This window comes from Sphingobium chlorophenolicum (assembly GCF_000722875.1).
GTDB classification, from domain to species: Bacteria; Pseudomonadota; Alphaproteobacteria; order Sphingomonadales; family Sphingomonadaceae; genus Sphingobium; species Sphingobium chlorophenolicum.
Window position 1 is genome coordinate 1 of the sequence record NZ_JFHR01000064.1, and the last position, 22550, is coordinate 22550.

Annotated in this window: 24 protein-coding genes; 10 read left to right on the plus strand and 14 right to left on the minus strand. The window is 66.4% G+C overall.

Going from position 1 to position 22550, the window contains the following annotated elements:
- Window positions 1–222: 222 nt before the first annotated feature.
- Complete coding sequence (locus BV95_RS19510; protein WP_037456096.1) at window positions 223–1878, minus strand: molybdopterin-dependent oxidoreductase; 1656 nt, start codon at window positions 1876–1878, stop codon at window positions 223–225.
- Between the two features lie 105 nt (window positions 1879–1983).
- Between BV95_RS19510 and modA the strand changes: the two genes are divergently transcribed.
- Window positions 1984–2757 (plus strand): molybdate ABC transporter substrate-binding protein, encoded by a 774-nt coding sequence (gene modA, locus BV95_RS19515; protein WP_037456175.1) that lies wholly within the window; start codon window positions 1984–1986, stop codon window positions 2755–2757.
- Window positions 2758–2760: 3 nt separating this feature from the next.
- Here the strand turns inward: modA and BV95_RS19520 are convergent, their stop codons facing one another.
- Entirely contained in the window at window positions 2761–3507 is a 747-nt protein-coding gene (locus BV95_RS19520) for an HAD-IIB family hydrolase (RefSeq protein ID WP_037456099.1), read from the minus strand.
- 110 nt (window positions 3508–3617) lie between these two features.
- Here BV95_RS19520 and modB point away from each other — a divergent pair, with 110 nt between their 5' ends.
- Together modB and BV95_RS19530 are read left to right on the plus strand one after the other, a co-directional pair.
- Window positions 3618–4316, plus strand: coding sequence for a molybdate ABC transporter permease subunit (modB, locus tag BV95_RS19525; RefSeq protein ID WP_037456102.1), 699 nt, complete (start codon window positions 3618–3620; stop codon window positions 4314–4316).
- Window positions 4306–4914 carry an ATP-binding cassette domain-containing protein gene (locus BV95_RS19530; RefSeq protein WP_037456104.1) on the plus strand — a complete coding sequence of 203 codons (609 nt, stop codon included), beginning with the start codon at window positions 4306–4308 and terminating at the stop codon, window positions 4912–4914. Before modB ends, BV95_RS19530 begins: the two co-directional genes overlap by 11 nt.
- Here the strand turns inward: BV95_RS19530 and BV95_RS19535 are convergent.
- The 6 genes from BV95_RS19535 to thiS form a co-directional block, all read right to left on the minus strand.
- Window positions 4901–5722, minus strand: coding sequence for an aminoglycoside phosphotransferase family protein (locus tag BV95_RS19535; RefSeq protein ID WP_037456107.1), 822 nt, complete (start codon window positions 5720–5722; stop codon window positions 4901–4903). The two genes, BV95_RS19530 and BV95_RS19535, sit on opposite strands and share 14 nt — an antisense overlap.
- A gap of 10 nt (window positions 5723–5732) precedes the next feature.
- Window positions 5733–7010 carry a capsule biosynthesis protein gene (locus tag BV95_RS19540; RefSeq protein WP_037456110.1) on the minus strand — a complete coding sequence of 426 codons (1278 nt, stop codon included), beginning with the start codon at window positions 7008–7010 and terminating at the stop codon, window positions 5733–5735.
- Entirely contained in the window at window positions 7003–8640 is a 1638-nt protein-coding gene (locus BV95_RS19545; protein ID WP_037456113.1) for a capsular polysaccharide export protein, LipB/KpsS family, read from the minus strand. The genes BV95_RS19540 and BV95_RS19545 overlap by 8 nt, the downstream gene beginning before the upstream one ends.
- 105 nt (window positions 8641–8745) lie before the next feature.
- Window positions 8746–10044, minus strand: a complete 1299-nt coding sequence (locus BV95_RS19550; RefSeq protein WP_037456116.1) for a glycosyltransferase family 4 protein — start codon at window positions 10042–10044, stop codon at window positions 8746–8748.
- A gap of 30 nt (window positions 10045–10074) precedes the next feature.
- Window positions 10075–10515: an HIT family protein gene (locus BV95_RS19555; RefSeq protein WP_037456118.1), complete on the minus strand. Its 441-nt coding sequence runs from the start codon at window positions 10513–10515 to the stop codon at window positions 10075–10077.
- Window positions 10516–10811: 296 nt separating this feature from the next.
- The gene (thiS, locus tag BV95_RS19560) at window positions 10812–11813 is read right to left on the minus strand and encodes a sulfur carrier protein ThiS (RefSeq protein WP_081873466.1); all 1002 of its coding nucleotides are present in this window, start codon (window positions 11811–11813) and stop codon (window positions 10812–10814) included.
- A 109-nt stretch (window positions 11814–11922) separates the two neighbouring features.
- Here thiS and aroQ point away from each other — a divergent pair, with 109 nt between their 5' ends.
- The 6 genes from aroQ (at window position 11923) to BV95_RS19590 (ending at window position 16506) form a co-directional block, all read left to right on the plus strand.
- Window positions 11923–12363 (plus strand): type II 3-dehydroquinate dehydratase, encoded by a 441-nt coding sequence (gene aroQ, locus BV95_RS19565; protein ID WP_037456121.1) that lies wholly within the window; start codon window positions 11923–11925, stop codon window positions 12361–12363.
- Between the two features lie 84 nt (window positions 12364–12447).
- Window positions 12448–12930 (plus strand): acetyl-CoA carboxylase biotin carboxyl carrier protein, encoded by a 483-nt coding sequence (gene accB, locus BV95_RS19570; RefSeq protein ID WP_037456124.1) that lies wholly within the window; start codon window positions 12448–12450, stop codon window positions 12928–12930.
- A 9-nt stretch (window positions 12931–12939) separates the two neighbouring features.
- A complete protein-coding gene (gene accC / locus BV95_RS19575) occupies window positions 12940–14292 on the plus strand; it encodes an acetyl-CoA carboxylase biotin carboxylase subunit (protein ID WP_037456127.1) in 1353 nt (450 codons plus the stop codon).
- Window positions 14289–14633 (plus strand): arsenate reductase (glutaredoxin), encoded by a 345-nt coding sequence (arsC, locus tag BV95_RS19580; RefSeq protein WP_037456130.1) that lies wholly within the window; start codon window positions 14289–14291, stop codon window positions 14631–14633. Before accC ends, arsC begins: the two co-directional genes overlap by 4 nt.
- Window positions 14634–14677: 44 nt before the next feature.
- On the plus strand, window positions 14678–15694 hold the full coding sequence (locus tag BV95_RS19585; protein ID WP_037456133.1) for a 50S ribosomal protein L11 methyltransferase: 1017 nt from the start codon (window positions 14678–14680) through the stop codon (window positions 15692–15694).
- A gap of 92 nt (window positions 15695–15786) precedes the next feature.
- Window positions 15787–16506 (plus strand): dienelactone hydrolase family protein, encoded by a 720-nt coding sequence (locus tag BV95_RS19590; RefSeq protein WP_037456136.1) that lies wholly within the window; start codon window positions 15787–15789, stop codon window positions 16504–16506.
- A 7-nt stretch (window positions 16507–16513) separates the two neighbouring features.
- Here the strand turns inward: BV95_RS19590 and nadC are convergent, their stop codons facing one another.
- The 4 genes from nadC to BV95_RS19610 are packed head-to-tail and all read right to left on the minus strand — an operon-like array spanning window position 16514 to window position 20004.
- A complete protein-coding gene (nadC, locus tag BV95_RS19595; protein WP_037456138.1) occupies window positions 16514–17362 on the minus strand; it encodes a carboxylating nicotinate-nucleotide diphosphorylase in 849 nt (282 codons plus the stop codon).
- Between the two features lie 31 nt (window positions 17363–17393).
- The gene (nadA, locus tag BV95_RS19600) at window positions 17394–18380 is read right to left on the minus strand and encodes a quinolinate synthase NadA (protein WP_037456141.1); all 987 of its coding nucleotides are present in this window, start codon (window positions 18378–18380) and stop codon (window positions 17394–17396) included.
- Between the two features lie 41 nt (window positions 18381–18421).
- Window positions 18422–19141 (minus strand): DUF4230 domain-containing protein, encoded by a 720-nt coding sequence (locus tag BV95_RS19605; RefSeq protein ID WP_037456144.1) that lies wholly within the window; start codon window positions 19139–19141, stop codon window positions 18422–18424.
- Entirely contained in the window at window positions 19126–20004 is an 879-nt protein-coding gene (locus BV95_RS19610; RefSeq protein WP_037456180.1) for an MBL fold metallo-hydrolase, read from the minus strand. Before BV95_RS19610 ends, BV95_RS19605 begins: the two co-directional genes overlap by 16 nt.
- Window positions 20005–20069: 65 nt before the next feature.
- On the opposite strand from BV95_RS19610, the gene BV95_RS19615 reads away from it, so the two are divergent.
- A complete protein-coding gene (locus tag BV95_RS19615; protein ID WP_037456147.1) occupies window positions 20070–20966 on the plus strand; it encodes a tyrosine recombinase XerC in 897 nt (298 codons plus the stop codon).
- Here BV95_RS19615 and BV95_RS19620 read toward each other — a convergent pair.
- Window positions 20963–21562, minus strand: a complete 600-nt coding sequence (locus tag BV95_RS19620; protein WP_037456150.1) for a DedA family protein — start codon at window positions 21560–21562, stop codon at window positions 20963–20965. The genes BV95_RS19615 and BV95_RS19620 overlap by 4 nt on opposite strands.
- 13 nt (window positions 21563–21575) lie before the next feature.
- Window positions 21576–22550: a glutathione synthase gene (gshB, locus tag BV95_RS19625; RefSeq protein ID WP_037456153.1), complete on the minus strand. Its 975-nt coding sequence runs from the start codon at window positions 22548–22550 to the stop codon at window positions 21576–21578.

The following is a 22550-nucleotide window of genomic DNA, read 5'->3' on the forward strand; positions in this document are numbered from 1 at the left end:
TCCGGCCTGGCCTGACGGAGGGATTTGGGTGGATTCCTGTCATCCCCCCTCCCGCTTGCGGGAGGGGGTTAGGGGGTGGGCTGGCGCGACATCGGCATTGTTTAGCAACCGCTAAGTCAGAAGCTCGCTACGCTCGCGCCCACCCCTAGCCCCTCCCGTCTACGGGAGGGGAATGTCTTGGGTTGACCATTTCACGACATTTTTCGAATTTGTCCACGCGGCCTAATCCCAAAAGGCGACCAACCGCGCCTTGCCATCCGGCGTCGGAAAGCGCCCCTCATCGAACGGCACCTCCCCCCAGCGCCACGGCGTCAGCTCATCATAGGCCGGGTTTGAAATGGGCGCATGCCGCCGCAGGTTCAGCAACCGCCCCCCCTCATTGCGATAGGCGGTCAGCCGCACATGCTCGCGATAGATTTCCGCTGGCCGCTCATAATGAAAGGCCTCGCGCCAGCCCATGGCCTGCGCGATCCGGGTCCATATCCACCATTCAGGCTTCGCCTCTCCGGGCAGCGGGAACAGCCACCGCTGACGGCTGATCAGCCGGTCCGCGCCCGTCAGAGTCCCGTCCTTCTCGATCCACACCGGCGAAGGCAGCGCGATCATGCGCAGCGCCTCCATCTCCGGTTCGCTCCACGGCGTGGTCAGGATGATGAGCGGCACCCGCTCCAGCAGATCGCGCACCGGATGCGAAGCGGGCGGCAATCCGCCCGGCATCAGCAAAGCCTTGATCCGCCCGGCCTCGATGGCATCCACCAGCGCCGCACCAGACAGCCCCGGCCCGTCCACCAGCGCCGCCGCGCCCCAGAAGCGCCCGACCTGCGCCAGATCCTCCGCTGAAAAATCCCGATGCGCCGCCAGTTCCCCGGCCCGGCATCCGACCTCCCGCAGGCCCATGCTGTTGGCGGCGTCCGTCACCGCGAAGGGCGCCGCGCCCGGCCTGCCGATCCGCCCGGTCGCCAGATGGAAATTGAGGACAGCCGTCGACAGGCGCGCCGCCGCCTCCCCCTCGCCCTGCGGACTGAACAGCGTCACCAGCCGGGGCGTGGCCGCCACCTGCTCGTAAAATCCGCGCACCTCGCCCGGCGTCAGCCCGCAGGCCCGCGCCACCGACCAGAGGTCATGCCCCCGCCGCAGCCCGGCCCAGAAGTCCGGCCCCACCGCCGGATTCCCGTCCAGCATGCCATTGTCATGACAATGCAGCAGCAAGCCGCTCAACAGCGCCGCCTCGCTGCCCGGCACGACCGTCAGCCGCTCATCGGCCTCGACCTCCTGCCCCTCGTCCCGCCCGGCGATCAGGATCAGCCGCACGCCCTCTTCCGTCCGCGCCTCGGCAATGCGCTCATGCAGCACCGGATGGCGGCGGGCGGTCGCTTCCCCCACCAGCAACAGCATGTCCGTCTGCGCCAGATCCTCATAGGCGGCGGGCATCACATCCTCGCCAAAGGCCGCCCGCTGCGCCGCCGCCATGCCGCCCGCCTCGCTGGAAGGCGCATCGATATGGGCGGAGCCGATGAAGCCCTTCATCAGCTTGTTGGCGACATAATAATCCTCTGTCAGCAGGCCGCCGGGCACATGCATCGCCACGCTGCCGGGGCCATGGCGGGCAATGACGTCTGCCAGGCGGCGCGCAGCCTGATCGATGGCCCGATCCCATCCGGCCGCCCGGCCATCCACCATCGGCCGCAGCAACCGGCCGTCCAGCGGCAGCAAATCCCTCAACGCCTCGCTGCGCGTGCAGAGCAGGCCGCCATTGGCGGGATGCACCGGATCGCCCTCCAGCCGGGCCTCGCGCCCCTCGCCAATGTCGGGGCCAGTCACGGCGCGGATGCCGCACCCCACGCCGCATTGGCCGCAAAGCGAACGGATGACCGCCACGATGCGATCAGGCCGGTGCCAGCGGGGTCGGACGACATGTCATGAACACCGCTTAACCCAAGGCGGACCAAGACAAAAGGGCGCGAAGCTGGCAGAAGCATGGCCATGCCGAAACTGATTCTCCGCGCCGCCGCGTTCATCGCTATATTCTTTCATATATTGCCGACTCCCGCCGTGGCCCAGCAGCGCGGCCCGCTGGTGCTCGCCGCCGCCAGCATGCAGGAGGCGATGAACGCCGCCGCCGACGCCTGGGCGGCGCAGCGCCATGCTCGCCCGGTCCTGTCCTTCGCCGCCTCCTCCGCCCTCGCCCGCCAGATCAGGAGCGGCGCGCCCGCCGACCTGTTCGTGTCCGCTGACGAAGACTGGATGGACGATGTCGAAAGGGCGGGCCTGCTCCAGCGCGGCACCAGGGCGGACATGGCGGGCAACCGGCTGGTTCTGGTCGCCCCGGCGCGCGCGCCGCTGCGGCTGCACATCACGCGCGGCATGCCGATCGCCAAGGCATTGGGCGATTCCCGGCTCGCCATGGCCAATCCCGACAGCGTGCCAGCGGGCAAATATGGCAAGGCGGCGCTCACCGCGCTCGGCGTCTGGCCCAGCGTCGCGAACCGTCTGGCGCTGGGCGACAATGTCCGCTCCGCCCTGACGCTGGTGGAGCGCGGCGAGGCGCGGCTGGGCATCGTCTATGCGACGGACGCCCGCGCATCGAAGGATGTGGTGGTGGCCGGAACCTTCCCGACGGCCAGCCATGCGCCGATCCGCTACCCCATCGCCCGCCTGACCACGAGCCGCAACCCGGATGCGGAAGGCTTCCACCGCTTCCTGCTGTCCCGGCCGGGCCAGAATATCCTGGCCCGCTACGGTTTCAACCGACCTTGAGAATCACTTCTGACAGGCCACAATGGCGTCGATCACCGCCAGCGTCTCCTGCGGATCGCGCACCCGCACGGTGTCCAGCCCCAACTCCTTCGCCGGATAGTCATTGCCGCCGGGGAAGATCGCATCGCCAATGAACATCATCGCATCCAGCGCGATCCCGCTCGCATCGCGCAGCTTCTTGAGGCCGTAAGCCTTGTCCACCCCCTCCCGCGTGATGTCGATGGAGGTCGCCCCGCCCATATTGATCGACAGCCCCGGCAAGCGCCCCCGCAAATCCGCCTGGATCACCTTGCGCTTGGCGAAATCGGGGTCCCACACTTCCTTGGCATGGATCGGCGCCTGCTGGCCAAGGGCGGAGAAAGTGATCTGGCTCCCACGATCCTCGATCCGCTCGCCCCACACCTGTTCCGGCACGAAGCCCGTCGCCTCCAGCGAAGCGTCGAACGCCGCGAAAATCGCCTGCTTCTGCGCGTCATCGAACAATTCGGCATAGACCGGCGTCCAGCCGCTCTCGCCATGGGTATAAAGCTTCGTCCCCGTCGTCGGCATCAGCCACAGGCGCGACCGGTCCGCCGGCTCCGGCAACCGGCTCGCCACCTGCTTTTCGAACTGCGGCCAGTCCCCGCCGGAGATCACCGCGACATGCGCGACCTCCAGCAACCGCGCCAGCGCATCCCCCATCGCCTCGCCCAGCGGCTGCTTGCTCTCCGCAAGGGTTCCATCGAGGTCGAACGCGATCAGGGATTTCATAAAGGAAGCTCCAGAAGGGACGGGTTGCGGCTTTGCCCTGTGGACCGGCGCGATGCAATGCCGATGACGAAAGCTGGCCTTTTCCGCAAAGCTGTTGGAAAGAAGGCGGCATGATCCTCTCCCCCGAAGAATGGAGCATCGTCGCGCTGTCGCTCCAGGTCAGCCTGGTAGCGGTAGGATTGATGCTGCCGGTCGCCTTCGCGCTCGCATGGCTGCTCGCCCGGTCGCGCTTTCCCGGCAAGCTGCTTGTCGACGCCCTCGTCCACCTGCCGCTGGTGGTGCCGCCGGTCGTGACCGGCTGGCTGCTGCTGCTGCTCTTCGGCGCGAACGGCCCGCTCGGCAGGCTGTTCGAACAGGCGCTGGGCGTCAGCTTCATGTTCCGCTGGACCGGCGCGGCGCTTGCCTCCGCGATCATGGCGATGCCGCTGATGGTGCGCGCCATGCGCCTCTCGATAGAGGGCATAGACCGACGACTGGAGCAGGCCGCCCAAACCCTGGGAGCCAAGCCGCGCCGCGTCTTCCTTACCATCTCCCTGCCTCTCGCCCTGCCCGGCATATTGGCCGGACTGGTCCTGGGCTTCGCCCGCTCCATCGGGGAATTCGGCGCGACCATCACCTTCGTGTCCGACGTCCCCGGCGAAACCCGCACCCTGCCCATCGCCATCTATTCGGCGCTGCAAATGCCCGGCGCGGAGACGGCGGTGACGCGCCTCGCCGTCATCTCGATCCTGCTGTCGCTGGCCGCGCTGGTCGCTTCGGAAGCGCTCGCCCGCCGGGCCGGAGGAGGAAGGACCAACCATGTCCTTTGACCTGGAAATCGACCACCGCATCGGCGACCGTCCTATCCGCCTTCGGGCGCAAGCAGGCGCGGGCCTCACCGCCCTGTTCGGCCCCTCCGGCGCGGGCAAGACCAGCATCCTCAACATGGTCGCGGGCATCGTCACGCCCGACTGGGGCCGGATCACGGTCGCAGGCGAAACGCTGTTCGACAGCAGCGCCGCGATCAACCTCCCGGCGGCCCAGCGTCAGGCAGGCTATGTCTTTCAGGACGGACGCCTCTTCCCCCATATGCGGGTGCGCGCAAACCTCCTCTACGGACGGCATGGCGACGCCCCCCTGTCGTTCGATGCCATAATCGATTTCCTCGGCATCGGCCATCTGCTCGACCGCTGGCCCGCCACCCTCTCCGGCGGCGAAGCGCAGCGCGTGGCTATCGGCCGCGCGCTGCTGTCAGGCCCCCGCTTCCTGCTGCTGGACGAACCGCTCTCCTCGCTCGACCCGGCCCGTCGGGAGGAGATATCGACCGTCATCGAACGGATGAAGCGCGACCTCGCCATGCCGATCCTCTATGTCAGCCACGACCGGGCGGAGGTCGAACGGCTGGCCGATCACATCATCCCGCTATGAGCGGCAGTCCCACCGCACCCAAGGCACGATTGAGATAGGCCAGAAAGGCCTTCCGCCGCACCGGCGCCCGCGCCCGCAGCCAGGCCAGCGCGACCACCGCCCGCCATTCCGCAACCTGCGCGAAACGATCGGGCGCGATCCAGCGATAATGATCCGCATAGCAGCGCGCCGCCCAGTCCCGCGCCCGGTTGGTCAGCCAGTCCTGCGGCCCCTCGCCAAAGCGCATCAGCATTTCGGTGCGCATGATGTCCGGCGTGACCGGCCCCCGCGCCGCCTTCGACCAGTCGATCGCGACCGGTCCCTCCCGCGCCATCAGGATATTCTTCACATGGAAATCGCCGTGCAGCAGCCGGTCGCCATCGGGCAACCCGTCGATCAGGCGCAACGCCGCCCGCTGCAAGCCCGCATCGGCAGGACCGTAAAGTATGTCCGTCCGCAACACCTCCTGCAACGACCGCAGCCCCGGCGCCGCGCAATCGTGAATCCGCCGGTGAAACGCCGCCATCTCCCGCAACATCGCCCCGCTGCGCAGCGGACGCTGGCGCAGTTGGCGCAACATCGTCGGCCCCTCGACCTCCGGATAAAGGATCGCCCGGCCCGCCTTCAGCCGCACCTGCCCGACCGGACGGGCGACCGCGATGCCGCACGCCGCCGCCAGCGCCGCCGCCGCATATTCGCGCTCGATCATCTCATCCGACACGGCGGCGTGGAATATCTTGACGACATGGCCGTTCCCCGCGCGGCACACCCGCGCGCTGGCCCCCGACGCCAACGTAGCCAGAGTATCTTCGGTGAATCCGGGCGGCATTCCCGCCACGCTAGCGAACGGCAGTGCGGGCGCTGCTCAGATCATGGACCACCGGCCCGCGCCGGGCGGGCGCGGGGGGCTGCCGGGTCAACCGCTCGACCGCATTGTCGACCAGCAGGCGCAACCCTTCCTCGCTCAGCAATCCGCCCCGGATCAGGCAACGGTCGATCAGCACCCGGCGGAAGGCCGAATAAAGCGCCATGTCGGGCGCGCCCGGCGCCAGCCAGAATTCGTCCAGCGACCGTTTATGCACCACGCCCGGCACCTTGTAGACGGCATGACCCAGCACGACGACCGGCTTGCCCGCATTCAGCGCCAGCGTGCCCACGGTGCTGTTGACCGTCACCACGCCCAGCGAATTGCCGACCACTTCGGCAATGTCCCAGTCCGCCAGATAGAAGACCCGGTCGCCCACGCCATATTGCGCCGCCAGCCGCCGCGTCAGCCGCCCCCAGGCGACCAGCCCCGGATCGAGCGGATGGCGCTTCACCACCAAAGCGGTATTGGCGGGGGCATGGGCCGCGAAGCTCTTGATCACGAAGCGCAACGCCGCCCGCATCGTGCCGAAGGGCGAATGGAGCCGGATCTGATAATCGGAATCCAGTTGCAGCGGCAAAGTGAAATAGGGCCGGTCCTTGACCTTCGCCCATTCCTCCCGCGACTTGCGGCGCTCATTCTGGCGCAGGTTCAGCTTCTTGAACCAGCCCACCGTCTCCCACAGGAAGCTGTTGGGCCGGTGCGTCTGGTAGAAGGGGAAGACCGGTCGCATCAGCGCCGACGCCAGTCCGTTGCGCCCGGTGTTGAAGGCGCGCTGGCGGAAGGTGGAGGGAATTTGCGGCTCCAGCCCCTTTTCCTCCGGCGGCAGGTTCTTGGCCTGCTCCAGGAACCATTCGGGGTCGAGCGGCAGGGTGGAATTGCCGTTCACCCCATCTTCCTGCAACGTCAGGAAATCGGGGCGGATATAGCCTTCCTCCACGACATGGACGCGCAGGTTGCGCAGCCGCGCCATCTTGTGCGCGGAGGCGTGATAGGGCCTGCAATCGCCATAGAGGATCAGGTCGGTCACGCCATGGTTGACGATGAAATCGTCGAAGAAGATCGGCCAGTTGCGGAACGTGCCGCGATAATCGGTCGCGCCCTCGCCCGGCCAGTCCACCTTGTCGCCGCCATTGATGTTGATGCGCAGCGCCCGGTGCCCCCGCGCCCGCAACGCGTCGGCCAGCATCGCGAAATAGGGTCCATGCGGCCCCTGGAGAAACAGGAAGGTTTTGGCGGATGCGTCAACCATGGAAATACTCGGCGGACAAGGTCATAAATCTCTGCAGCTTCCCCTGTAAAGTGCGCAGTCGGATCAACCATGACACCGGCCATGACATGGACGACGGCGCTCCCCCTGCCAAACGTTCCACCATGATTTCAGGTCCGCAAGGCAGGCGCGTGACCGGGTCCAGATAGCGTGGATAGAGAATCAAGGCTCCGGCGACAAGCTGATCCAGAGTGAGGGAGCGCCCGCGCCGCCCATTGGCTGGGGCCAGATCCCTGGTCAGCCCCCAGCCCGCATAAAATGGCATGCCATGGACCGTGACCGGCCGGTCGCGCATCAGCGCCTCGAACCCGGTGAGGGAGGAGAGGACATGCACCTCATCCACCGCCTGCACCAAGGGCATCAGCGGCGATCCGGTATCGATGGCGTTGGCCTGATCCAACACCGCCGCATCGCTCAAATGGCCCTTGCGCAATCCCGCCTGCACGTCGGGATGCGGGCGATAGACGATGAAGGCGTCCGGCTCCGCGGCGCGCACCCGCTTCAGCAGGTCCAGATTGCCGGTCACGCCCGCCCCGCCAAATTCGACCGACAGATCATCCTCGACCTGCCCCACGGCCAGCACCGTGCGGCGCCCCTGCGGCAGATCGATCATCCGCCCCTCATCCTTGCCATATTTGGTGACGCCGGATGCCCGGATCATGGCCCGCAGCCGCGCCGCCCGCCGCTCCAGCGCGGGGGTGAAGCCATGGGTCGCCAGCAGCTTTTCCATGTCGCTGGGGAAGCGCGCATCATAATAGATGCCCGACCGGTCGACCACCACCGACCCCGGCGGATGCAGCGCCGCCCCCAGCCCCTTGGAGCGCAGGAAGCCATCCTCGACCTTGGCGATGGTCACGCCCTGCTCCCGCGCCTCCTCCATCGCGGCGGGCGGCACGCGAGAGGGCCAGACCGCCAGCGCGCCGCCTTGCCTGACCGCCCGCCTCAGCCCCTTTTGCGGCGGCAGGAAAGGGGGAGAGCATAGCCCGTCCCACAGGAAATGCCGGATCGCCTCCCGCTTCCAGAAGGCCATGCCGCTGGCCGCCGCTATGCCGCGATTGCCGTCCAGATGCCGCCGCCAGTCGGCCAGCTGCGCCACGGCATGCAGGGCATCGACCGGCTCGCCCGTGAAACAGTCGCGATAGCGGGCCGCCGCCACCGCCGACCGGGCCGCCTCCCGCAACGCCTCCACCGCTACGGGACGCAGGTCGGGCGCGAAGACCGGCACGCCCAGCAAGCCGGCAATGATCGCCAATTCGTCATCCGCCGCCGCATGCACCGACCGCGCACCGGCAACCACCGCCCAAGGATCGACCGGCGACGGCAGCGCGCGACCCGCAACGCGCCGACCGCCGCCGACAATACCGATTTCCTGCGACGAAAGCCCTCCCAGCGCCTCCTGCGGCACAGCCACCCCGGTCCGCGCGACCAGCCTGATCCCGCCCGGCCTATGGCCCCAGAAAGGGCCGCCCACCCGCGCCTCGGCGATGGCGTCCAGCACCGCGTCGGCCACGACGGCCGGCGCATCCCCGGCCTGCCGCACATGGCTGATCGCGGCCAATGCCGGCTTGATGCCCGGAAAGGGGGGAGAGCGCAGAAAAGCTGGCGCGTTCACGAAAAAAGCCGTCCCCTGCCCCGTCCAGTTCCTGCGCGCACGCGACACTTTCAGCCGCCGGAAAACGCAATCACATCAGCTTCTTGCGCGCCCGATCCGAAGACGTCAAGCGACGGCGGAAGCCGTCATCTCTTCCAGCATATCGGCCACGATATCGAAATAGGCCCCCCAGGTCGGCGCCCGCCAACCCGCGATCCGCGCCAGTTGCGCCGCCCGCTCCGGCGAATCCGGTTCGGCATAGGCCTCTATCGCCCTCAGCCAGCCCAGACCGTCCAGCGGATCGAGATAGTCCGGCGCGTCCCCGCCAACCTCCCGATGCGCGACGATGTCGCTGCAAATCACCGGCACGCCCGCCGACAATGTCTCGATCACCGGCATGCCATAGCCTTCCTCGAAGGACGGCATCAGCATCGCCCGCGCCCCCGCGACCAGCGCGTTCATCCGATTGTCGGGCACGCTGCCCGCCTCGATCACATGGCCGCGCAGGATTTCGGCGCGCTCCAGCATGTCGACGACATTCTCATTCTCCCAGCCGCGCCGCCCGATCAGCACCAGCACGGGAGCCCGATCACCCAGCTTCTCCACCAGCCGCCGCCAGATATTCAGCAGCAGCAGATGGTTCTTCCGGGGTTCGATGGTCGAAATATAGACGAAATAAGGCCGCTCCGGCACGTCATGGCCGCCTTCCACGACCATGTCCGGCGCATCGGCCCCGAAATGCGCCACCCGGATCACCCGCCCGTCCAGCCCGCGCTTCAAATGCGGCGCCAGCGCGTCGATCGTCGCCTGGCTGTTGCCGATGATCCCGTCCGCATAGCGATCGATCGTCCGCACCCGCTTCAAATGCTCCTCCGCACCCTGCGGCCGGGCAAATTCCGGATGCGTAAGCGGAATCACATCATGCACCAAAGTCACGAACTTCGCGCCCTCGGCTCGCAGGATCGCGCCCACCTGTTCCGCATCGTCCAGATGATGCGGCGACACCTGCAAATAGATGCGCGGCCCCTGCGCCACCGGCACCGGACGGGGCCGCAGGGCGATCAGATGACGGATCACCGCCGCCTTGCTTTCCTTTTCGTCCACCGGCCCCGTGTTGCGCCAGCGCGCCGCCGTAAAGGCCAGGAACTGGCGCACGGCGGCATCCTTCAACCGCCCATAATAGCCGCCCGCCGGATGCACGGCGGCAAAGGCCAGCCGCTCCGGCATCCGCTCCAGCAATTCGCGGGCATAGGTGAACTCCACCCGGTCGATCCCGGTCGGCGCGGCATGAAAACTGCGCGAGAGCAGCCGCGAAATGTCAAGGATCACCTCCGCAGGCCGTTCGCCACCGGCAAAGCGCCTGCTCTCCCGCTTGGAACGCAACGCCATCCGCGCACCGGGAGCCTTGAAGGGCTTGAGCGCCATATCAGAGCGCTTTCATCGGAATCGGCCGCATCAGAACTGGGGGCGAATCTCTTCGGCCAGCGCCTGCAAAGCCGCCGGATCGGCGAAATCGCCCTGCGCATGGGCGACGAAGCTGCGCGACTGCCCTTCCCATCGCGGCACGATATGGACATGCAGGTGGAACACGGTCTGCCCGGCAGGCGCGCCGTTGAACTGCGCGACATGGATGCCGTCGGGGTCCAGCGCCTTGCGGGTCGCCCTGGCAACCTTCTTCACCGTCGCCATCACCTGCGCCAGCGCCTCATCCTCCACCTCCAAGATGTTGCGCGCCTTCGACCATTTGGAAATGACCAGGCTGTGCCCCTTCGACTGCGGCTGGATGTCGAGGAAGGCATAGGTATGCTCATCCTCGTAGAGCTTGGTCGAAGGGATTTTCCCCTGCAGAATCAGGGCAAAGACATTGCCCTCGTCATAAGTGCCGTCCAGGCTCATCACGCTTCCTCAAGCCAGATAATGCGCCCTTGTCTTAGCGGCGACTTCCCCCGCCGTCACGCCCCGAACGAGCCTGATGCACGGATGCGATGGATGTGAGATGGGAGGGAGTGGCCATAGCCGTCATCAATTCCTCCCTACGCGCAGCGTGGGGAGGGGGACCGCTCGCGCAGCGAGTGGTGGAGGGGAAATTCGGAGGTCGTGCCCCATTCCCCTCCACCAGCCTTCGGCCGGTCCCCCTCCCCATCTCCCGATGGGGAGGAATAGGATAGGTCCGCCCTCCACCCAAATCGTCCCTAGATCAACCCAGCCAACGGACTCGACGGATCGGCGTACATGCGCTTGCCCATGCGCCCGGCGCGATAGGCCATGCGCCCGGCCTCGACCCCCGCCTTCATCGCGGCGGCCATCAGCACCGGGTCTTTCGCCTCGGCAATCGCCGTGTTCATGAGAACGCCGGTGCAGCCCAGTTCCATCGCCTGCGCCGCTTCCGAAGCCGTGCCCACGCCCGCATCGACCAGCACCGGCAGCTTCGTGCCCTCCACGATCAGCCGGATGGTCACGCGATTCTGGATGCCCAGCCCCGACCCGATCGGCGCGCCCAGCGGCATGATCGCCACCGCGCCCACATCCTCCAGCCGCTTGGCCGCGATCGGATCGTCCACGCAATAGACCATCGGCTTGAAGCCTTCCTTGGCAAGAATCTCGGTCGCCCGCAGCGTCTCCACCATGTCGGGATAGAGCGTCCGCGCCTCGCCCAGCACCTCCAGCTTGACCAGATCCCAGCCGCCCGCCTCCCGCGCCAGCCGCAACGTCCGGATCGCTTCCTCGCCCGTGTAGCAGCCCGCCGTATTGGGCAGGTAAGTGATCTTCCGGGGATCGATAAAGTCCGTCAGCATCGGCGCCTTGGGGTCCGACACATTGACCCGCCGCACCGCCACGGTGACGATCTCCGCCCCCGAAGCCGCGACCGCCGCCGCATTCTGCTCGAAATCCTTATATTTCCCCGTCCCGACGATCAGCCGCGAATGGAAAGTCTGCCCCGCGACGGTCCAGCTATCCGCGTCGACCCCAGACAGGTCGCCACCCCCAACGAAATGCACGATCTCCAGCTCATCGCCATCCTCGACCCGCACATCGGCCAGGGTCGAACGCGGCACCACTTCCAGATTGCGCTCCACCGCCACCTTTTCCGGCACGAAGCCCAGTTCGCTCGCCAGTTCCGCCAGCGTCAGCCCGGCCCGAACGCGGCGATGCTCGCCATTGATATGGATGGAGACGGTTCCGTCGACGCTCAATGCTCTGTCCTGTCAAACAAGGTGTCGACTTGGCGCGACACGAAGGGCTAAAGATCAGCGCGCATATAGGGGCCTCCATGCCCCGCTCGCAACCATAAGGGGGACCGCCATGGCCGAAACGCGCAAAATCTACGTCCTGAACGGTCCCAACCTCAACATGCTGGGCACCCGCGAGCCGGACATATACGGCTACGACACGCTGGACGACATAGCCGAACGCATGGAGGACGCAGCCAACCGCGCCCATGTGGAGATCGACTTCCGCCAGTCCAACCATGAAGGCCATCTGATCGACTGGTTGCAGGAGGCGCATGCGGAGGGCGCGCATGCCGTCCTCATCAATCCCGGCGGCCTCACCCACACCTCCATCGCGCTGCACGACGCGATCAAGGGCATCACGGTTCCGGTGATCGAAATCCACCTGTCAAACCCCCATGCCCGCGAGCCTTTCCGCCACAAAAGCTATGTCGGCATGGCGGCGAAGGGAACCATCGCGGGCTTCGGCGCGATGTCCTACATGCTGGCGCTGGAAGCGGCGCTGGAGTTGTAGCCCGTCGCTCAAAAGTTGCGCTTCGCCTGAAATGCGCATAGGCGCGACGACACGGAAACGAAATTCACCGTCCAGGGACACATAATGAACGACAAGGCTGAAAAGGGCGCAATGCAGGTGGATGTTCAACTGGTGCGCGATCTCGCCGCCCTTCTCGACGACACCAACCTGACGGAAATCGAGGTGGAAGACGGCGATCGCAAGATCCGCGTCGCGCGCAAGGTCGGCGGCGCTGCGCCCGTCTACGCGCCCGCTCCCGTCGCAGCGGCCCCGGCCGCCGTCGCCGCGCCCGCCCCCGCCGCTCCGGCCGAAGCCGCCGCGCCTGCGGCAGCCGCCAATGCGATCCGTTCGCCCATCGTCGGCACCGCCTATCTGGCCGCCGAACCGGGCGCCGCGGCCTATGCCGCCGTCGGTTCGACCGTGAAGGCGGGCGACACGGTGCTGATCGTCGAGGCGATGAAGGTCATGAACGCCATCACCGCGCCCCATGCGGGCACGGTCAAGGCCGTGCTGGTCGATAACGGCCAGCCGGTCGAATATGACCAGCCGCTGATCGTCATCGAATAAGGCGCGCCCATGGCCATCGAAAAGCTGCTGATCGCGAACCGGGGCGAGATCGCGCTCCGCATCCACCGCGCCTGCCATGAAATGGGCATCAAGACGGTGGCGGTCCATTCGACCGCCGACGCGGACGCCATGCATGTGCGCCTTGCCGACGAAGCGATCTGCATCGGGCCCCCGGCGGCCAAGGACAGCTATCTGAACGTCGCCGCGATCATTTCCGCCGCCGAAATCTCCGGCGCGGACGCGATCCATCCCGGCTACGGCTTCCTGTCGGAAAACGCCCAGTTCGCCGAAATCGTGGAGGCGCACAATATCGCCTTCGTCGGCCCAAAGCCCGAACATATCCGCATCATGGGCGACAAGGTGGAGGCGAAGCGCACCGCTGGCGCGCTCGGCCTGCCGCTGGTCCCCGGCTCCGACGGCGCGCTCAGCAGCGTCGAGGAAGCCAAGGAAGTGGCCGCGAAGATCGGCTATCCCGTCCTGATCAAGGCGGCATCGGGCGGCGGCGGTCGCGGCATGAAGGTCGTGCCCAGCGAAGACCTGCTCGAAACATCGATGAAGCAGGCGGGCAGCGAGGCGAAGGCCGCCTTCGGTGACGACACCGTCTATATGGAAAAATATCTGGGCAATCCCCGGCATATCGAATTCCAGGTCTTCGGCGACGGCAACGGCAATGCGATCCATCTGGGCGAGCGCGACTGCTCGCTCCAGCGCCGCCACCAGAAGGTGCTGGAGGAAGCCCCCTCCCCCGTCCTCTCCGCCGCCGAGCGCGACCGGATGGGCGAAGTGGTGCGCAAGGCGATGGCCGACATGGGCTATCGCGGCGCGGGCACGATCGAATTTCTGTGGGAAGACGGCGAATTCTACTTCATCGAGATGAACACCCGCCTTCAGGTGGAACATCCGGTGACGGAAATGATCACCGGCGTCGATCTGGTCCGCGAACAGATCCGGGTGGCGGAGGGCAAGCCGCTCTCGGTCGCGCAGGAAGATATCGAATTTCACGGCCACGCCATTGAATGCCGCATCAACGCGGAAGACCCCCGCACCTTCGCGCCGTCGCCGGGCACCGTCACCAGCTATCATGTACCGGGCGGCATGCATGTCCGCGTCGATAGCGGCCTCTATCAGGGCTACAGGGTGCCGCCCTATTATGACAGCATGATCGGCAAGCTGATCGTCTACGGCCGCACCCGCGAAGGCTGCATCATGCGCCTGAAACGCGCGCTGGAGGAATATGTGATCGAGGGCATGAAGACCACGATCCCGCTCCACCAGAAGCTGCTGACCGACCCGGATTTCCTCAACGGCGACTATACGATCAAGTGGCTGGAAGAGTGGTTGGCGAAGGACGAGCAGGCGTGAAGGCCACCATCTGGCACAATGCCCGCTGCTCGAAATCACGGCAAGCGCTGGCGATCCTCGAAGCGACGCCGGGGGTTGAGGTCGAGGTGGTCGAATATCTCAAGACCCCGCCCAGCCGCGCCGAAATCGAAGCGGTGCTGGCGAAGGCAGGGGTCCGCCCGTCCGAGGCTGTCCGCAAGGGTGAGGCGGTCGTCAAGGAAATCGGCCTCGACTTGCAGGACGACAAGGCAGTCCTCGACGCCATGGCGCAGCACCCGATCCTGATCGAACGCGCCATCGTCATCACGGACAAGGGTGCGGTGATCGCCCGCCCACCGGAACGGGCAAGCGAAGTCCTCTAGGGACACGCTTCCCCTCTTTCCCGCAACGGGCTAAAGGCGGCGGCATGAACGACGACGCCCACCCCACCGCGCCAGCCCAATCCCAGGCGCAAAGCTGGAAAGTCACCTTCCCCTGCACCCGCGCCGAGGCGGAAGCGCTGGACGGCGACATCGCCGCCTTCGCCCTGATGGACCGCCCGCCCGTGCTGATGACCAGCGAGGCGGAACCGGACAATGAGGAAAGCTGGCGTCTGGACGCCTATTTCGAAGGCCAGCCCAGCCCTGCGGCGATCCGGCTGCTCCGCTCCCTCGTGCCCAGCGCCGCAGGGGTCAAGCCGCAGGTGGAACAGCTTCCCGACGAAGATTGGGTGACGCTGAGCCAGCAGGGGCTGGAACCGGTCACCGCAGGCCGCTTCCACGTCCGCAATCTCGCCAGCGATCCGAAGGCCCCCCGCCACATCAATTTCCTGATCGAGGCGAGCCGCGCCTTCGGCACCGGCCAGCATGAAACCACGGCGGGCTGCCTGATCATGCTGGACCGGATGCGCCGCGTCGGCATGCGATTCGGCAATGTCGCGGACATCGGGACCGGCACCGGCCTGCTGGCCTTCGCGGCGCTGCACCTGTGGCCAAGGGCCTATGCGACGGCGTCCGACATCGATCCGGTCGCCGTGGAGATCAGCGCGGCCAATGCCGCCGCCAACGGCGTGGCGACCGGCAAGGGGCAAGGGCAGCTCGCCCTCTACACCGCGGCGGGCGTGGATCACCCGGCCATCGCCACCCGCGCGCCCTATGATCTGCTGATCGCCAACATCCTGGCCGGGCCGCTGATCGAACTCGCCCCCTCGCTCTGCGCAATGGTCGAGGAAGGCGGCACCATCGTGCTGGCGGGCCTGCTCAGGGAACAGACGGAAGCGGTGCTCGCCGCCTATCGCGCCCAGGGCATGCGCCTTGCCGAACGCGCCGATCGGGGCGACTGGCCGACCCTCCGCCTGCGCAAACGCCCCCGCATCGGCTGGAAGCGCCCGACCCGCATCGACGGCAACGCGCGCGGCGAAGCCCCCGGCTACGGTAGCCTATAGGTCGGATAGGAACGCAACAGTATCGATCCTGCCGTTCCCCGGCACCATTTTATTTTCGCCTTTCAGTTCGCCAAATCATTGAGGGACCAGCCATGACCATCACCCGCCGCGTCACCATCCATGAAGGCCCCGGCGGCCCGTTCGAGAGCATGGCGGTGTTCGATGCAGCGACCGCCTCCCCGCGCCCCGGCGTCCTGCTCTTCCCCAATGTCCTGGGCACCAAGGAAGCCGATTTCGCCTATGCCGAAAGGGTCGCGGCGCTCGGCTATGCCGTCCTCGTCGTGGATGTCTTCGGCCAGGGCAAGCGCACCACCCGCGCCGATCCCGACATGGGCCGCTATATGGCCGAACTGAACGCCGACCGCGCCCTGCTGCGCGACCGGGTGAACGCCGCCCACGCCCTGCTGAAATCCCTGCCCGAAGCGGACGGGAACCGTACCGCCGCCATCGGCTTCTGTTTCGGCGGCCGATGCGTGCTCGACCTCGCCCGTTCCGGCGCTGACATTGCGGGCGGCGTCAGCTTCCACGGCGTCTATGAAGCGCCGCCCTTCCCCAATGCGAAGATCACGGCGAAATTACTGGTCTGCCACGGCTGGGACGACCCCATCGCTCCGCCGGAGGCCACCGTCGCGCTGGCGAAGGAACTGACCGAAGCCGGCTGCGACTGGCAGATTCACGCCTATGGCCGCACCGGCCACGCCTTCACCGACCATGATGCGAACATGCCGGAAAGGGGCCTGGCCTATAATCCCGACGCCGACCATCGCAGCTTCCGTTCGATGGTCGATTTCCTGGGCGATCTCTTCGGATAGCTAGGCCTTAAGCGAAGGCGAAATCCAGCCCGATATCAGCGGCGGGCGCCGACTGGGTGAGGCGGCCGACGCTGATATAGGTCACGCCGGTTTCCGCCTTGGCCCGAATGGTTTCCAGCGTCACGCCGCCTGATGCTTCGGTCGGCACCCGCCCGCCGACCAGCGTCACCGCCCCGCGCAGGGTGGGCGCGTCCATATTGTCGAGCAGCAGGTGCGTGGCTCCCGCAGCGAGCGCGGGTTCGATCTGATCCACGCGGTCGACCTCCACGATGATGCTGGCGATGCCAGCGGCGGCGGCGCGGCGGACGGCTTCCTCGACCGATCCGGCGACGGCGACATGATTGTCCTTGATCATCGCCGCATCCCAAAGCCCCATGCGGTGATTGGTCGCCCCACCCATGCGGGTCGCATATTTCTCCAGCACGCGCAGTCCCGGAATGGTCTTGCGGGTATCGAGCAACGTCGCCCCAGTGCCCAGAATCGCGTCGACATAGGCGCGGGTCATGGTGGCGATGCCGGTCAGGTGCTGGACCGTGTTGAGCGCGGACCGTTCGGCGGTCAGCATGGCGCGGGCCTTGCCCCGGATGCGCATGATGTCGGTGCCCGCCGCCACGCGGTCGCCATCCTCCCTCAGCAGTTCGATCTCCACATCCGGGTCGAGAGCGCGGAAGAAGGCCGCCGCGATGGGCAGGCCGGCCAGCGTCACCGCGTCGCGGCTGTCCATCACCCCGTCGAAGATCGCGTCGGCGGGGATCACCGCTTCGCTGGTGACGTCGCGGCCGTCGGGGCCAAGGTCTTCCGCCAGGGTGGAGGCGACGAAGGCACCCAGATCGAAGCCGGGGAGCGAGAAGTTCATGATCCGGCAAGCCCTTTCGCGACGCTTTCCATCAGCGCGCGCCCAAATCGCCCTGCCCGACCGTGTTGCTCGCCATTTCGAGCATGCGGTCGAGGCTCTTCTTCGCGCCGAGGCGCAGTTGCTCATCCATCTCGATGCGGGGCTGGAGGTCGCGCAGCGCCAGATACAGCTTTTCCATCGTGTTAAGCGCCATGTACGGGCAGATATTGCAGTTGCAATTGCCGTCCGCGCCGGGCGCGCCGATGAAGGTCTTTTCCGGCACCGCCTTCTGCATCTGGTGGATGATGTGCGGTTCGGTGGCGACGATCAGCGTATCGCCGGGCATGGTCTTGGAAAATTCCAATATGCCGCTGGTCGAGCCGACATAATCGGCATGATCCACGATATAGGGCGGGCATTCCGGATGCGCGGCGATGGGGGCGTCCGGGTGCTGGGCCTTGAGCTTCAGCAATTCGGTCTCGCTGAACGCTTCATGCACGATGCAGACGCCCGGCCAGAGCAGCATGTCGCGGCCCAGCTTGCGCTTCAGATAGCCGCCCAGATGCTTGTCGGGGCCGAAGATGATCTTCTGGTCCTTGGGAATCTGCGCCAGTATCTTTTCCGCCGACGAACTGGTGACGATGATGTCGCTGAGCGCCTTCACCTCCGCCGAGCAGTTGATGTAGCTGAGCGCGATATGATCGGGATGCGCCTCCCGGAACGCCTTGAACTGCGCGGGCGGACAACTGTCCTCCAGCGAGCAGCCCGCATCCATGTCGGGCAAGATCACGATCTTTTCCGGCGAGAGGATTTTCGCCGTTTCCGCCATGAAGCGCACGCCGCAGAAAGCGATGACGTCCGCGTCCGTCTCCGCCGCCTTGCGCGACAGTTCGAGCGAGTCGCCGACGAAATCGGACAGGTCCTGGATTTCCGGCTTCTGATAATAATGGCCGAGGATGACGGCATTGCGTTCCTTGCGCAGCCGGTCGATTTCCGCGCGCAGGTCGATCCCCTGCGGGATTCCGGTGATGGCGTTCATGTCCCTACCCTACTCCTTGAAGGGCCCAATTGAAGCGCGCCCTAGCCTGAGCGGCGCTTGTTGGCCAGTACCTCATTGATGGGGGTGGTCACGTCCCATCGTTCGCGGTTCGCATCCGCCCGTTCCGGCGGGAAAGTGACGATCACTCGCGCATCGCCATAGCCGAGCGCTGATAAGGGCGCGCCAAGCAGTTTGCCCAACGCGGCGCGGCCATAATCACGGGCCTGCGCCATGCGTTCGGGCGAACGGGCCTCCTTTTCGGCGCGCCCCTGCGCATGCACCGATGTTCGGCGGCTGAGTTCCTCCCCCGCGCTCCGGGTGACGATGATGCCGTTGGTCTGCACCAGTGTGCGGCGGCTTTCGTCGATATTGGGGCGGCCCGGCTTCACGTCGGGCGCGTTGACGATCAGCGTGCGGGTCTTTTCGTTCCATTCGAGGTCGCTCGCGCTAATGCCGCTGACGTCGATGAAATAATCGACCGAGAAAGGCATCTTCACGACCTGATCGGATTTCAGCCAGCCGAAGCCGCGCACATCCTGCGCCGTGCTCTGAATCGTGCCGGACAGTTCGGAAACCTTGAGGCTGGAGGCGCCGGCGAACCGTTGGGCAATGACTTTGGTGACGGCGGTGCCGTCATCCTCCACGCTCACCGCATAGTCGCGATCATAGCGGTGCCAGCCGATCAGCATCGCCGCTCCCACGGCAAGCAGGGCCAGCCCGGCGAGAATCGGACCGGCAAAGCGTTTCAGCGCAATTGCCATCGCCCGTCCCCCGTCGCGGCGGCGATGCCGCGCCCGTCGAGGTCGATCAGATGGGCCAGCACCGAACGCCCCGCCGCGCTGTGCAGGCGCGGGTCGACGCCCTTGTACATTTCGATGACCATGGCCGGGATTTCCGACGCCCCGTTGCGCTCCAGAAAGCGCAATATCTGGCCCTCGCGCTGCCTACGATGGCCCATCATGCCACGCACCAGCCGCTGCGGATTATCGACCGGATCGCCATGGGCCGGGTAATAGACCGTATCGGTCCGGTCGAGCAGACGCTGCATCGAGGCCATATAGGCCGCCATGTCCCCATCGGGCGGCGAGACGATGCTGGTGGACCAGCCCATCACATGATCGCCGGTGAAGAGGGCCTTTTCCTCCAGCAGCGCAAAGCAGAGATGATTGGAGGTATGGCCGGGCGTGGCCACGGCGGCGAGCGTCCAGCCCCGGCCGTCAATCTGCTCGCCGTCCGCCAGCACCCGATCCGGGCGATAGGCCGCGTCGAAGGCGGCATCGGCGCGGGGACCGTCATCCTCCAGCGTCAGCGGCGCGCAGCCGATAACCGGCGCGCCGGTCCGCTCGCTCAGCGGCGCGGCGGCGGGGCTGTGGTCGCGATGCGTGTGGGTGCAGAGGATCGCCGTCACCGGGCGGCCGCCTATCGCGTCAAGCAGCGCGTCGAGATGCGCCGGATCGTCCGGGCCGGGATCGATCACAGCGACATCCTCCCCACCCACCACATAGGTCTGCGTGCCCGTATAGGTGAAGGGCGAAGGATTGGGCGCCAGCACGCGCCCCACCAATGGGGAAAGCCGCATCAGCGTGCCGGTCGGGAGGTCGGCCAGGTCGAAGGGAGTTGCCATGTCCCATCCCATGTGCCCATTTTCGGGCGGTTTTCAAGGGCGATCGCCTGGCCTACAAGGGCGCCATGACAGCTTCGGGCGATCTTTGCGAACAATGGCGGCGGCATCTGGCGCTCGACCGACGACGGTCGGTGCATACGGTGCGCGCCTATGTGGCGACGGCGGAACGGCTGGTCGCCTTTCTGGAGGAACATCGCGGCGAGGCGGTGACGGCAGCGACGCTGGCGGGGATCGAGCAGGCGGATTTGCGTGCCTTTCTCACCGTCCGTCGGATGGACGGGATCGGCAATGTATCGGCGGCGCGGGAATTGTCGGCAGTGCGGGGCTTCCTGAGATTCGTCGGCGGGGAGGATGCGCGGGTGCCGCTGCTGAAGGGGCCGAGGGTGAAGCGCGGACTGCCCCGCCCGGTGTCGCCCGACGAAGCGGTGGCGCTGGCTGGCGACATCGCGGAAACGGCGCGGGAGGAATGGATCGGGGCGCGGGACTGGGCCGTGCTGTTGCTGCTCTATGGCGCGGGCCTGCGCATCGGGGAGGCGATGGGGCTGACAGGGGCTGTGCTGCCGCTGGGCGAAACGCTGCGGGTGACGGGCAAGCGGGGCAAGACGCGGATCGTGCCGCTGCTGCCGCAAGTGCGCAGCGCGATCGAGGCTTATGTGGCGCTCTGCCCCTTTGGAGCCGAGAGAGACGCGCCGCTATTCCGGGGCGCGCGGGGTGGGCCGCTTTCCCCTGCGTTGATCCGTCGGGCGGTGCAGGGCGCGCGTGGGCGGTTGGGGCTATCCGACCGCACGACGCCGCATGCGCTGCGACACAGTTTCGCGACGCATCTGCTGGGCCGTGGGGCGGATTTGCGGTCGTTGCAGGAGCTGCTGGGCCATGCCAGCCTGTCCTCCACGCAAATCTATACGCAGGTGGATGCGGCGCATCTGCTCGACATCTACCGGAATGCGCATCCGCGGGCCTAACCGCGGGGCTTCCAGGTCGCCAGCCGCCAGAGATAGAAGAGGACCGCCCCGACAACGCAGGCCGTCGCCGCAGGCCCGACATATCGGTCGATGTCGCGGAAATTCTGGCCGAGGATATAGCCCGCATAGGCAAGGATGATGTTCCAGATCAGCGCGCCGCCGCTGGTCCACAACAGGAAGCGCACATGCCCCATCCGGAACAGACCGGCGGGCAGCGAGATCATCGTGCGCAAGGCGGGCATGAAGCGGAAGACGAACACCACGATCTGCCCATATTTGCCGAATATATGGTCGAGCTTTTCGACGTCATGCCATTCCAGAGTGGCCCAGCGGCCATAGCGGTCGACCAGCGGCTTCAACCGGCCGAAGCCCAGTTGATGCCCGATCAGATACCAGAAATAATTGCCGACGGTCGTCCCCATGGTGCCCGCGAAGAGCAGCCATCCCATCTCCATCCGTCCCTGCCCGACGCGGATGCCGCCGATCCCCATGATCAGTTCCGACGGGATCGGCGGAAATATATTCTCGATCACCATCAGGGCGAAAATGCCCCAATAGCCGCCCGCGTCGATCAGGCGGAGAACCCAGTCGGTCATGACGCGGCGTGGCTCAGGCGGCCGCCCGCGCCGCCAGCCGGGCGTCGATGGCGTCCCAGATCATGCCGCCCGTGTCAGTGCCGTTGAATGCGTCGATGGAAACGATACCGGTGGGGGAGGTCACGTTGATTTCCGTCAGCCATTCGCCGCCGATCACGTCGATGCCGACAAAAAGAAGCCCGCGCCGCTTGAGTTCCGGGCCAAGCGCTTCGCAGATTTCCAGTTCGCGTTCGGTGAGGACGGTCTTCGCCGCCGAACCGCCGACAGCGAGGTTGGAGCGGATTTCGCCCGCGCCGGGGATGCGGTTGACTGCGCCCGCGACTTCGCCGTCCACCAGCACGATGCGCTTGTCGCCCTCCGCAACGCCGGGAATGAAGGCCTGGACCATGAAGGGTTCGACCCAGGAGGCGTTGAACAGTTCCACCAGCGCGCAAAGATTCGCGCCGGACCGCCCGACATGGAAGACGGCGTTGCCCGCATTGCCATAGAGCGGCTTCACCACCACTTCGCCATGCTGGGCGAGGAAGGACTTCACCTCCTCCAGATCGCGGGTGATCATCGTGGGCGGCATGAAGCGCGCATAATCGAGCACGAACAGCTTTTCCGGCGCGTTGCGGACGGAGGCCGGGTCATTCACCACCAGCGTCTCTTCCTGCACCCGCTCCAGAAGATGCGTGGCGGTGATGTAGCTGAGGTCGAAGGGCGGGTCCTGCCGCATCAGCACCACATCGACGTCGCGGCCCAGGTCCAGCATCTCCGGCTCACCGAAGACATAATGGTCGCCTTCGACCTTCTGCACCTTCACCGGGCGCGCCTTGGCCAGCACGCGGCCGTCGCGATAGGTCAGGTCGGTGGCGAGATAATGATAAAGGCGATGCCCCCTCGCCTGCCCCGCCAGCATGATGTGGAAGGTCGAATCGCCGCCGATCTTGATCCCCTCCATCGGGTCCATCTGCACGGCGACGGTGAGCGGGTTGAGCTGGGTCAC